An 11,403-nucleotide genomic window follows, 5' to 3' on the forward strand; every position below is an offset into this window, starting at 1 on the left:
TCCGGCAAGTCCGGCTGGCGATGGAGCATGCCGACGTCGTCATAGTGGGTGCCGGGCACGGCGGGGCGAACGCCGCGATCGCCCTGCGCCAGCAGGGGTTCGCCGGCTCGATCGCGATGATCGGGCGCGATCCGCTGCCGCCCTACGAACGGCCGCCGCTGTCGAAGGAATACCTGGCCGGCGACAAGCCGTTCGAGCGGATCACCATCCGCCCACCGGCCTTCTGGGCCGAACGCGACATTGCGCTGAAGCTCGGCACTTCGGTATCCTCGGTCGATCCGGCGGCCCACACGGTCAAGCTCTCCGACGGGAGCGAGCTCGGCTACGGCAAGCTGATCTGGGCCGCGGGCGGCGATCCGCGCAGGCTGCCGTGCCCGGGCGCCGACCTTTCCGGCGTGCATTCGGTCCGCTCGCGAGCCGACGTCGACCGCATGAAGGCGGAACTCGACGGCGGGGCGAAGCGCGCGGTCGTGATCGGCGGCGGCTACATCGGGCTGGAGGCGGCCGCCGTGCTGACCAAGCTCGGCTGCACGGTGACCCTGCTCGAGGCGCTCAATCGCGTCCTCGCGCGCGTCGCCGGCGAGCCGCTCAGCGAATTCTACCAGGACTATCACCGCGCGAAGGGCGTCGACATCCGGCTGGACACCAGGGTCGAGCGGCTGGAAGGCGAGAACGGCTGGGTCCGCCGCGTCGTGCTCGAAGGCGGCGAGGCGATCGACGCCGACATCGTCGTGGTCGGCATCGGCATCGTGCCCGCGGCGGGCGCGCTGGTGCCCGCGGGCGCGGCGGGGGCCAACGGCATCGACGTCGACGAGTTCTGCCGCACCTCGCTCGAAGACGTCTACGCCATCGGCGACTGCGCGGCGCATGCCAGCCGCTGGGCCGACGGCGCGGTGATCCGCCTGGAATCGGTGCAGAACGCCAACGACATGGCGACCACCGCGGCCAGGCACATCGTCGGCACCGAGGAACCCTACGCCGCCTTCCCGTGGTTCTGGTCGAACCAGTACGATCTCAAGCTGCAAACCGCCGGCCTCTCGCTCGGCTACGATGCCACCGTGGTCAGGGGCGATCCCGAGGCCGCGAAATTCTCGGTCGTCTACTTAAGGGAAGGGCGAGTGATCGCGCTCGACTGCGTGAACAGCACCAAGGACTACGTTCAGGGCCGCAAGCTGGTGGAGGCGCGCCTGTCGCCCGATGCGGACCTGCTCGCCGACCCCGCCGTACCGCTGAAGGACCTGCTGTGATCGGCCCGTCCGACGGCATGGCGATGCTGTCGGGCCTGAAGGTCGTCGACCAGACGAGCGTGGTCTTCGGGCCGTACTGCACCCAGATCCTCGGCGATTTCGGTGCCGAGGTGGTGAAGGTCGAACCGCCCACCGGCGACGGTTTCCGCCACGCCGGCCGCCCTGCGAAGACGCCGGGCATGGGGCCGCAGCATATCGCCCTCAACCGCAACAAGAAGAGCCTCGCGCTCGACCTCAAGGACGACGACGCGAAGGCCACCTTGCGCGGTCTGCTGGCGGATGCGGACATCTACGTCCACAACGTGCGCGGCGCGGCGATCGAACGGCTCGGCTTCGGCTACGAAGCGGTGAAGGCGATCAACCCCGCCATCATCTACGTTCACTGTGTCGGCTTCGGATCGAACGGGCCCTACGCGGGGCTGCAGGCCTACGACGACGTGATCCAGGCGCTGACGGGCACGACGAACCTACTCGGCCGCGTCGATGGCGACCCGCGGCCACGTTACCTGCCCTCGCTGATCGCGGACAAGGTCGCGGGGCTGCATGCGGCCTATGCGACGATGGCCGCGATCGTCCACCGGTTGCGCACCGGCGAAGGGCAGTTCGTCGAGGTGCCGATGTTCGAAGCGTTCGCGAATTTCATGCTGAAGGAACACCTGGCCGGCCTCACCTTCGATCCGCCGGTCGGCGATGCCTGCTATGCGCGGCAGGTCGATCCCCACCGCCAGCCCTTCCCTACGAAGGACGGCTGGGTCAGCATCGTACCCTACCGCCCGGGCCACGCACAGCAGGTCATCGCCGCGCTGGGTGACCCGGCCTTCGCCGCCGACGAACGGTTCGCAACTCTCGAAGGCGCAATGGCCCAACTGCCGCTGCTCTACGCCCGCATCGGCGAACTGACGGCGGACAAGAACAGCGCCGATGTCGTCGCCATCATGCACTCCATCAACATGCCCGCGATGCCGGTGCGCGATGTCGGCGAGGTGCCGGCGGACCCGCATTTGCAGGGCGCCGGTTTCTTCTTCCGCACCGAGCATCCGACCGAAGGAACGGTGCTGCAGATGCGCGAACCCTCGCGCTTTTCGGCTTGGGACGGCGGCGAGCCGGCGCCGGCGCCGACAATCGGCCAGCACAACGCCGAATTCAGCAGGTGAATCGCCGCCGAAATTAGGCGGACCGGGCGAGTTCTCCTGCCGCCCATTCGGCCGCCTCGGCCACCACCGGATCGGGATCGCGGCGCAGCGGATCGACCAGCGGCAGCAGCGATGGATCGTCCGAATTACCCGCCGCGATCAGGCAGTTGCGGACGAACCGATTGCGCCCGATCCGCTTGATCGGGCTGCCGGAGAACAGCCGGCGAAAGCCCGCATCGTCGAGCGTCAGGAGATCGCCGAGCCGGGGCGCGGCAAGCTCCGCGCGTGGCAGGAGAGCGCGATTCGCAGCCGCCGATTCGGCGAACTTGTTCCACGGGCAGACCGCCAGGCAATCGTCGCAGCCGTAGATCCGGTTGCCCATCGCCTTGCGGAACTCGTGGGGGATCGGCCCGGCGTGCTCGATGGTGAGGTAGGAGATGCAGCGCCGCGCATCGAGTTGATAAGGCCTGGGAAATGCGTCCGTCGGGCAGGCGCGCTGGCAGGCGTCGCAGTTGCCGCAGCGGTCGGCATGCGGGGCATCGGGCGCGAACGCGATCGTGGTGTAGATCGCGCCGAGGAACAGCCAACTGCCGTGCTGGCGGCTGACGAGATTGGTGTGCTTGCCCTGCCAGCCGATCCCCGCCGCTTCGCCCAGCGGCTTCTCCATGACCGGGGCGGTATCGACGAACACCTTGACCTCGGCCCCCGGCACCTCGGCGACCAGCCACCGGGCGAGCGCCTTCAGCGCCTTCTTGACCGTGTCGTGATAGTCGCGGCCCTGCGCATAAACCGATATCCGCGCCGCCGACCGCTCGCCGGCCAGCGCCAGCGGATCGGCCTCCGGCGCGTAGCTCATCCCCAGTGCGATCACGCTGCGCGCGGCGGGCCACAGCCCTTGCGGACTGGCACGCTCTTCGACGCGCCGGTCCATCCATTCCATCGTGCCGTGCGCCCCTTCGCCGAGCCACTGGACCAGCCGCTCGCCGCGCAGGGGATCGCCCGCGGCAGAGGCGATGCCCACCGCCGCAAAGCCGAGACGGCGGGCCTCGTCCGCCAGCCGGGCGCGCAAGTCGTCGATGGCGCCGCCGTTAACCAATCTTGGGGTTGCTCCCGTTCACGCGGCACGGTTAATCCGTTCGCATGCATGCACCGCTAGGCGCTCCGACAATGACGGGCAACGCCGTCTCCCCCGCTCAGAACGCGCCGCTCGCCATCGAGGCGCGCGGTCTCGTGAAGCGGTTCGACGGCGTCACCGCGGTTGACGGCGTGGATCTGTCGGTACCCGAAGGCGCGATCTACGGCGTGCTCGGCCCCAACGGGGCGGGCAAGACGACCACGCTCAGGATGCTGCTCGGCATCATTGACCCCGACGAAGGAGTGCGCCGAATCTTCGGCCACGAACGCCCGCACGATATCGCGCGCATCATCGGTTATTTGCCGGAGGAACGCGGGCTCTACCCCTCGATGACGGCCTACGAGGCGATCGGTTTTTTGGGCTCGCTGCGGGGCATGCCGCTCGCCGAAGCGAAGGCGCGGGGGCGCGAACTACTGGAGGAGCACGGCCTCGGCCACGCGGCCGACCGCACGATCCGCCAGCTGTCGAAGGGGATGGCGCAGACAGTCCAGCTTCTCGGCACTCTCGTCCACCGGCCGCGCCTCGTCGTCCTCGACGAACCCTTCAGCGGGCTCGACGCGCTCAACCAGGGCAAGCTGGAACGGATGATCCGCGGGCTTGCCGAGGACGGAACCACGGTGATCTTCTCCACCCACGTTATCGCCCATGCCGAACGGCTCTGCGAAGGAGTTGCGATCATCGCGGGGGGCAAGGTGCCCTACGCCGGCAGCGTCGACGCGGCGCGCGACCGGATCCCGGCACAAGTCCGCCTGGAAACCGAGGTGACCGGCGGGCCGTGGCGCGCCGCGCTGCCTGCCGATGCCCGGCACGAAGGGCGCTACTGGCTGTTCTCGCTGCCCGACAGCGGGATCGAGCCCTTGCTGCGCGCGCTCATCGAAGGCGATGCCGGCATCCTGTCGCTCTCGATCGAGCGCGCTGGCCTTCACGACGCTTTCGTCCATATCGCCGGCGAGGCGGCAGCCCGCGCGATGGAACAGCCCAGCCCGGCGGAGGCATCCCGATGAACGACCGGCCGATGAGCGACCAGCCGATGAGCGACCGGCAGACCAGCCGCCTCTCGCTCGCCCAGGCGGCGTTCGTCGTCGCCCGCCGCGATTTCGGCGCGATCCTGTTTTCCAAGGCGTTCCTGTTCTTCCTCCTCGGCCCGGTGTTCTTCGGCCTGATCAGCATCGGCGCCGCGTCGATCGGGCGGCAGGCGGCCGAGAACAGCGATCCGCCGGTGCTCGCGGTCATGCTCGGCGCGGGCGAGAACCTCGCCTTCCGCTACAACTACGAGCGACTGCAGTCGGTCGTCGATCTGCCGCGCATCGAGCTCGTCGGACCGGGCGAAGCGATGGCGCCGGACGAACTGCTCAGGCAACCGGGGCGCAACTTCGGCGCGGTCCTTCACGGCAGCCTCGAAGCGCCGCACCTGGCGGGTACGGAGGAGCGGCTCGAGCGGTGGAAGGGCCCGGTCGCCCTCGTCGCCGCGACCGCGCTCGGCGAGAGCAGCCGCTATCCCGACGTGACGCTGACCCCCACCGCCTCCAGCCAGTCGAGCGAAACCCGCGCCCGCAGCACGACCGCAACCGCGGCGCTGACGTTGCTGTTCCTCCTAACGATGCTGCTGGCCGGCATGGTGATGTCGAACCTCGTCGAAGAGAAGGCGAACAAGATCATCGAGATCCTCGCCGCCGCGATCCCGATGGATGCGGTCTTCATGGGCAAGCTGTTCGCGATGCTGGCGGTGAGCTTCGTCGGCATCGCCGTGTGGGGTGCGATCGCCGCGCTGATCATCGCCGGTGGCGGCGCCGCGCTCGGCCCCGTGCCGCCGCCCGCCGTCGGCTGGCCGCTCTTCGTTGCGCTGTTCCTCGTCTATTTCGCGATGGCCTACCTTCTTCTTGGGTCGATCTTCCTGACGATCGGCGGAATGGCCCCAACCGTGCGCGACGTGCAGACGCTGTCGATGCCGGCCTCGATGCTGCAGCTGGCGGTGTTCTTCCTCGCGACTTACGCCACCAGCTCGCTCGGCTCGCCGGTCGAGATCGCCGCCCTCGCCTTCCCGCTGTCGAGCCCGTACGCGATGATCAGCCGCGCGGCGCAGGACCCCGCCCTGTGGACCCACGCGGTCGCGCTGGCCTGGCAGGCGTTCTGGGTGTTCGTGTTCGTCCGCTTCGGTTCGCGGCTGTTCCGCCGCCGCGTGATGAAGTCGGGACCGCAGGGTACGCCGCGCCGCCGGTGGTTCGGCCGGCAGCCGCGCAGCGATGCCGCACCGGCTTGACCGGTCCCGTTTCGCAACCTGCTATTGACACTGCGGTAGGTAAGGTCAGGATACCCGCCAAGGAGGCGACCGCCCGACGGAGTCGCCCGCACAGGAGAGAACCGATGGCGAGCCAGCCGCTGGGCATGCCCACTCAATGGACCACCGCTCCCCGCGCGGCCGACGCGCTGGAGAAGGCGCTGCGCGAGAACCCGCAAGCCCTGCCGGTGCACACCGACAAGTGGGACGTCAGCAGGTCGGACATCTACTACGAGGATCGCTGGCAGCCGGTGTTCCGCGACATGCGGGCGCAAGGCGACCTCATCAAGGTCGAGGACTCGCCGTTCGGGCCGTACTGGAACGTCGTCAGCCACCGGGCGATCCAGCACATCGAGGCCCTGCCCGATCTCTATTCCTCGGCCGAGGGCATCACCATCCTCGACCGCATGAGCGACGAACAGCTGGCGGAACTCGGCCGCGACCGGTTCGAGCTGCCGATGTTCATCGCGATGGACCGGCCCAAACACACCGGCCAGCGGCGCACCGTGGCGCCCAAGTTCACCCCGTCGAACATGGCCGACATGGACAGCGAGATCCGCGCGCGCACGGGCGAGCTTCTCGACACCCTGCCGCGGGGCGAGGTGTTCGACTGGGTCGACACCGTGTCGATCGAGCTCACCACCGGCATGCTCGCGCTATTGTTCGACTTCCCGTGGGAAGACCGCCGGCTGCTGACGTTCTGGTCCGACTGGGCGGGCGATACCGAGATCGGCCTCATCCGCGATCTCGACATGCAACGGCAGGGCATCATCCGCGAGATGGGCGCCTATTTCACCAAGCTGTGGATGGAGCGCGCGCAAAGCGAGCCCACCCCCGACCTCATCTCGATGATGATCCACTCGCCCGCGATGAACCAGATGAGCCCCGAAGAATACATGGGCAACCTCATCCTCCTCATCGTCGGCGGCAACGACACCACGCGCAACACGATGAGCGGCATCGTCCACGCGTTCGACAAGTTTCCCGACCAGCGCAAACTGTTCGAGGAAGACCCCTCGCTGATCCCCAACGCGGTGCAGGAATGCATCCGCTATCAGACCCCGCTGGCTCACATGCGGCGCCAGGCGACCGAGGACAGCGAGCTGTTCGGCCAGACGGTGAAGGCGGGGGAGAAGCTGATCCTGTGGTATATCTCGGCCAATCGCGACGAGGCGGTGTTCGAGAACCCCGACAAGCTCGACATCACGCGCGAGAACGCCCGGCGGCACCTCGCGTTCGGTTACGGCATCCACCGCTGCGTCGGCGCGCGCCTGGCCGAACTGCAGCTCAAGGTGCTGCTGGAGGAAATGCACAAGCGCCGCATGCGGGTGCACGTGGCGGGCGACGTCGAACGGGTGCGGGCCAATTTCGTCCACGGCTTCCGCAAGCTCGAGGTCGAGATCACCGAGTTCTGACGGCGTTCAGGTGCCCGGCGATAGGTATATCGGCATGATCCACTCCCACCGCCGTTCGTTCCTGTCGTGGCTGGGTGCCTCGGCCGCCGTGCCCATCCTTGCGGCCTGCGGGGCCTCTCCCGCGCAGGCGCGCTCGTGGCCCAAAGGTATGAGCGATGCGCAATGGAAGACGAAGCTGACGAAGGCGCAGTACACCATCCTGCGCGAAGCCGGGACGGAGCGGCCGTATTCCTCCCCGCTCAACAAGGAAAAGCGCAGGGGCACCTACGTGTGCGCGGGCTGCAACAACGATCTCTATTCGTCGGCGACGAAGTTCGAGAGCGGAACCGGCTGGCCGAGTTTCTGGAAGCCGCTGCCCGGCGCAATCGCGACCGATACCGATTACAAGATCGGCTATCCGCGGACCGAGGTCCTGTGCGCCGATTGCGGCGGCCACCTGGGCCATGTCTTCGACGACGGACCCAAGCCGACCGGCAAGCGCTATTGCATGAACGGGGCGGCGATAAAGTTCCGCGCGGCCTGAGGAGCGCAATCCGAAACGCCCGCGCACGGCATCTGCTCATACGAAAAGGGCGGCGAAGCACGAAGCCTCGCCGCCCTTTCGTGTATGCGGTGTTCGCGATTAGCGAGCGCGGCCGCGCTGCACCAGGTTGGCGATCAGCAGCAGGACGATCGCACCGGCGACGGCGACGAGGAACCCGGGAAGGTTGAACGTCTGGATCGTGGTTTCGATGCCGAACAGCGGACCGGCAAGCAGGTTGCCGATGATCGCGCCGACGATGCCGACGATGATGTTCATGATGATGCCCATCGACGCGTCACGCGCCATGACAAGGCTTGCGAGCCAGCCGGCGACACCGCCGACGATGATAGCGATAATCCATCCCATTTTCGTATTCCTCCTGTTTGCGCGCCGAGTTTTCTGCGCTCAGTACGCCGCAATAAACGGCGCGCAGGCCAAGGCGTTCCCCGATCACGTCGGAACGGGCGTCAGGATGACGGGATGCGAGGGAGGTTCGGGCGCCCGGATGCGCGCGCGATCAGTACTTCAGCTGGCGCTCGTAAAGGTCGCGGTAGTGCTGGATGCGGGTGACCCGCAGGCCCTGCATGCCCGACCGGTCGACCGCGCGCTGCCACGAGGCGAACTCTTCCAGCGTGAGGTTGTAGCGTTCCAGCACCTCGTCGATCGTAAGCAGGCCGCCGTTGACCGCGGCCACGACTTCGGCCTTGCGGCGCACGACCCAGCGCTTCGTCTCGGGCGCGGGAAGATCGTCGATCCCGAGCGGCTCGCCGAGCGGGCCGATGACCTGAGCGGGCCTGATTTTCTGGTTCTCGATCATTGCGTTCCCTGGTCGCCCCTGGCGGCTTCTTCGACGTTGGCGGAATGTATGGCCGGAGGCGATTTGCCACCCCCTAAAGCATCGCGGTTAACAGGCTCTTGTCGCGCCTGCGCGATCAGTGCGGACGGGGGCGGCGGGTCCACGAAGAACGCTAGATCCGCCCGTCCGCCGAAGCTGGCGGAGCCGGGCACTGGCGAGGCCATCAGCGCCCGCAGATCGCGCGTCGCGGCAAGCCGGGCGACGAGTTCGCCCCATGCCAGCGGCCTGAGGTCGCGCGCGGTTACCGAGTTCTTTGCCGGACCGGTGGCAGCAAAAATGGCGCTTTCGAACATGGCGGCCTGTTACGTGCGGAGCAGTCAAGAAGAGGTAAAAGCGGCATTTACCGGCGGTTAAAATGCAAGCCGGTGGCTCTCCGGGACCGCCGCGTGTATGGGCGGGGGCTGAGACTGATGATGACGATCCACGCCCCCATCTCCCCCGCCGCCGCGCCGTTTTCCACGGATACCGCCGCCGCATTGTTCGACCTGCCGCGGGATGCCGCCCGGTGCCGCATCGTCGTGGCCATGTCGGGCGGTGTCGATTCCTCGGTCGTTGCGGCCCTCGCCGCCGCCAGCGGAGCCGAAGTCGTCGGCGTCACCCTCCAGCTCTACGACTACGGTGCGGCCACGGGGCGCAAAGGTGCCTGCTGTGCCGGCGACGACATCCGCGACGCGCGCGCGGTGGCCGACCGGCTGGGCATCGCGCACTACGTGTTCGATCACGAGAGCGCCTTTCGCGAGGACGTGGTCGAGCGTTTCGCCGACGACTACCTTGCCGGACGTACCCCGGTGCCGTGCATCCGCTGCAACATGGGGCCCAAGTTCACCGATCTTTTGCGGATGGCCCGCGAACTGGGTGCCGACTGCCTCGCCACCGGTCACTACGTGCGGCGGATCGCCGGCAGCGAGGGGCCGGAGCTGCACGCCGCGCTCGATCCGGCCCGCGACCAGTCGTATTTTCTCTACGGCACCACCGACGACCAGCTCGATTTCCTGCGCTTTCCGCTGGGCGGCCTGCCCAAGAGCGAAGTCCGCGCGCTGGCCGAGGCGGCAGGACTGCGCAACGCGGCCAAGCCCGACAGCCAGGACATCTGCTTCGTGCCGCAAGGCAACTACGCCGACATCGTCACGAAACTGCGCCCCGAGGGCGCACGTCCCGGCGCGATCGTTCATGCGAAAACCGGCGAGACGCTGGGCAGCCACAAGGGCGTTATCCACTTCACGGTCGGCCAGCGCCGGGGCCTCGAGATCGGGGGCCAGCCCGAACCGCTCTATGTCGTCAGCATCCATGCCGACAGCGCCGAGGTACGCGTAGGCCCGAAGGCGATGCTGGCCGTAGGCGCGGCGCACCTGATCGAGACCAACCGGATCGGGCCGCTGCCCGCAGGACCGCTGACCGCAAAGGTCCGCAGCCTGGCAAAGCCGGTGCGGGTCGTCCTCGACGGCCCGCTCGGCGAGGGCGAGCGGACGACGATCCGCTTCGCCGCGCCCGAGTTCGGCGTCGCCCCTGGACAGGCGGCGGTGCTTTACGCCGGCACGCGCGTGATCGGCGGCGGCTGGATCGACGCGACGGAGGCGGCGGCCTGAGCGCGAAGCCGGGGCAAATCTCGCCGCTGGCGCTGGCGCTGCTCGCGGCGTTCGTGATCGGCATTCCGCTGGCGCTGTTCGGCCCGGGCATTCTCAGAAGCCGGGAAGGTCCGCCCCAGCCTCTCTGGCGCGTTCGCGACGCGGCCCCGGTCACCGCCCGGCAGTCCAGCCCGACCCGAGGCATGACCCTGTCTGCTCGCGGATACGGTACCGTTACCGATGCTCCCGCAGTGGTCGTTTCGACGGAGGAGACGCCGCCCGCCCCCATCGCGGACACACGGCCCGCCGCCGATGTCGCGGCGTTCGTGTCGGCATGGGCCGTGCTCGAACGCAACATCGCCGTGCCCGACAGACCGCTTATCTGCACGCTCGAAGGCACCGGCCCGGCGCGCGGCAGAGTGATATTGCGCGAGGGCTGCCTGAAAGTCGCATTCGCAGGCGGTCCGGAGCAGCCTCTTTTGCCGCTCAATGCCCGGCTATTTCGCGATGCAGATGGCTTTCTCGCGCTTGGAGCGCCGGACAGGGCGGCAGATCGCTCCGTTCGAGTCGGAGAGCCCGATGCCTCGATCCTGGTCGCCTCGTGTCCGCTCCCCGATACGGTCGCGCCGCCGCGCTCTTACGCCAAGACGTGCGGCACAGCGCCGATGGTCGTAGCCGCGCTCGTGGGGCGGCGACCGCTCTGCTCGGATCGCATTCTGGAAGAGCGCGAACGGATGGAGCGCGAGGAGGAGATAACAGCCCGGCGGATCAAGGCGGAGGCAGATGCCTGCAAGGCTGCGGGCCGCAAGGCCTGCCCGCCCGGCGTGATCCCGCGCTTGCCGCCGCTGACCGACGACACAGCGGCGTGCCGCCTGCCGGCGGGCTACCGGTCGTCCCAGGGGTCGAGCACGCAGCCATAGCCGGGCTTCATCGTCGCGGTATCGCTGACCACCAGAAGGCGCGCGGTGACCGACTTTGCCGCCTCGTCCTCGGACAGGGTCACCAGTTCCATCCCAGCAATCTTGTCCTTGGCGCAGTCGTCCAGCCCCCGGCCCGCCACGAAGCGGCACGAGCACGCGACCCGCGCGCTGTAGGCGGTCGCCGCATGGCTATAGCCCATCGCCGCCGTCCCGAAAGCCGCCCACAGCGCCAGCAGCACGACGACCGCCGCGCCGATCCAGACCAGCCGGTTCGCGCGCGGGCGATTGCCCTTCGTCCTCTTCGCGGTTGCCAACGCGGAAACTCCCGTGC

General features: G+C 68.3%; 13 protein-coding genes. 8 read left to right on the forward strand and 5 right to left on the reverse strand.

Annotated features, from left to right (window positions below):
• Window positions 1–20: 20 nt before the first annotated feature.
• Together D4766_RS06815 and D4766_RS06820 are read left to right on the forward strand one after the other, a co-directional pair.
• Window positions 21–1,247, forward strand: a complete 1,227-nt coding sequence (locus tag D4766_RS06815) for an NAD(P)/FAD-dependent oxidoreductase (protein ID WP_120716774.1) — start codon at window positions 21–23, stop codon at window positions 1,245–1,247.
• Window positions 1,244–2,401, forward strand: coding sequence for a CaiB/BaiF CoA transferase family protein (locus D4766_RS06820; protein WP_234024733.1), 1,158 nt, complete (start codon window positions 1,244–1,246; stop codon window positions 2,399–2,401). The genes D4766_RS06815 and D4766_RS06820 overlap by 4 nt, the downstream gene beginning before the upstream one ends.
• A gap of 13 nt (window positions 2,402–2,414) precedes the next feature.
• Here D4766_RS06820 and queG read toward each other — a convergent pair whose 3' ends face one another.
• Window positions 2,415–3,476 (reverse strand): tRNA epoxyqueuosine(34) reductase QueG, encoded by a 1,062-nt coding sequence (queG, locus tag D4766_RS06825; RefSeq protein WP_120716775.1) that lies wholly within the window; start codon window positions 3,474–3,476, stop codon window positions 2,415–2,417.
• Between the two features lie 71 nt (window positions 3,477–3,547).
• On the opposite strand from queG, the gene D4766_RS06830 reads away from it, so the two are divergent.
• The 4 genes from D4766_RS06830 (at window position 3,548) to msrB (ending at window position 7,731) form a co-directional block, all read left to right on the forward strand.
• The gene (locus tag D4766_RS06830) at window positions 3,548–4,519 is read left to right on the forward strand and encodes an ABC transporter ATP-binding protein (RefSeq protein ID WP_120716776.1); all 972 of its coding nucleotides are present in this window, start codon (window positions 3,548–3,550) and stop codon (window positions 4,517–4,519) included.
• Window positions 4,516–5,775: an ABC transporter permease gene (locus tag D4766_RS06835; RefSeq protein WP_234024734.1), complete on the forward strand. Its 1,260-nt coding sequence runs from the start codon at window positions 4,516–4,518 to the stop codon at window positions 5,773–5,775. The genes D4766_RS06830 and D4766_RS06835 overlap by 4 nt, the downstream gene beginning before the upstream one ends.
• Before the next feature lie 104 nt (window positions 5,776–5,879).
• Window positions 5,880–7,208 carry a cytochrome P450 gene (locus tag D4766_RS06840; RefSeq protein WP_120716777.1) on the forward strand — a complete coding sequence of 443 codons (1,329 nt, stop codon included), beginning with the start codon at window positions 5,880–5,882 and terminating at the stop codon, window positions 7,206–7,208.
• Window positions 7,209–7,242: 34 nt separating this feature from the next.
• Window positions 7,243–7,731 carry a peptide-methionine (R)-S-oxide reductase MsrB gene (gene msrB / locus D4766_RS06845; protein WP_120716778.1) on the forward strand — a complete coding sequence of 163 codons (489 nt, stop codon included), beginning with the start codon at window positions 7,243–7,245 and terminating at the stop codon, window positions 7,729–7,731.
• A gap of 99 nt (window positions 7,732–7,830) precedes the next feature.
• Here msrB and D4766_RS06850 read toward each other — a convergent pair whose 3' ends face one another.
• From D4766_RS06850 to D4766_RS06860, 3 genes are all read right to left on the reverse strand, one after another.
• Window positions 7,831–8,097, reverse strand: coding sequence for a GlsB/YeaQ/YmgE family stress response membrane protein (locus D4766_RS06850; RefSeq protein ID WP_120716779.1), 267 nt, complete (start codon window positions 8,095–8,097; stop codon window positions 7,831–7,833).
• Window positions 8,098–8,248: 151 nt separating this feature from the next.
• Entirely contained in the window at window positions 8,249–8,548 is a 300-nt protein-coding gene (sciP, locus tag D4766_RS06855; protein WP_120716780.1) for a CtrA inhibitor SciP, read from the reverse strand.
• Window positions 8,545–8,880, reverse strand: coding sequence for a hypothetical protein (locus D4766_RS06860; RefSeq protein ID WP_120716781.1), 336 nt, complete (start codon window positions 8,878–8,880; stop codon window positions 8,545–8,547). The genes sciP and D4766_RS06860 overlap by 4 nt, the downstream gene beginning before the upstream one ends.
• Window positions 8,881–8,997: 117 nt before the next feature.
• On the opposite strand from D4766_RS06860, the gene mnmA reads away from it, so the two are divergent.
• Complete coding sequence (mnmA, locus tag D4766_RS06865) at window positions 8,998–10,173, forward strand: tRNA 2-thiouridine(34) synthase MnmA (protein ID WP_234024735.1); 1,176 nt, start codon at window positions 8,998–9,000, stop codon at window positions 10,171–10,173.
• Window positions 10,174–10,355: 182 nt separating this feature from the next.
• Window positions 10,356–11,072 carry a hypothetical protein gene (locus tag D4766_RS06870; RefSeq protein WP_162935693.1) on the forward strand — a complete coding sequence of 239 codons (717 nt, stop codon included), beginning with the start codon at window positions 10,356–10,358 and terminating at the stop codon, window positions 11,070–11,072.
• Here D4766_RS06870 and D4766_RS06875 read toward each other — a convergent pair.
• Window positions 11,036–11,386 carry a hypothetical protein gene (locus tag D4766_RS06875; protein ID WP_194955746.1) on the reverse strand — a complete coding sequence of 117 codons (351 nt, stop codon included), beginning with the start codon at window positions 11,384–11,386 and terminating at the stop codon, window positions 11,036–11,038. The genes D4766_RS06870 and D4766_RS06875 overlap by 37 nt on opposite strands.
• Between the last annotated feature and the right edge of the window lie 17 nt (window positions 11,387–11,403).

This window comes from Tsuneonella amylolytica, from assembly GCF_003626915.1.
In the GTDB taxonomy this organism is placed as follows: Bacteria; Pseudomonadota; Alphaproteobacteria; order Sphingomonadales; family Sphingomonadaceae; genus Tsuneonella; species Tsuneonella amylolytica.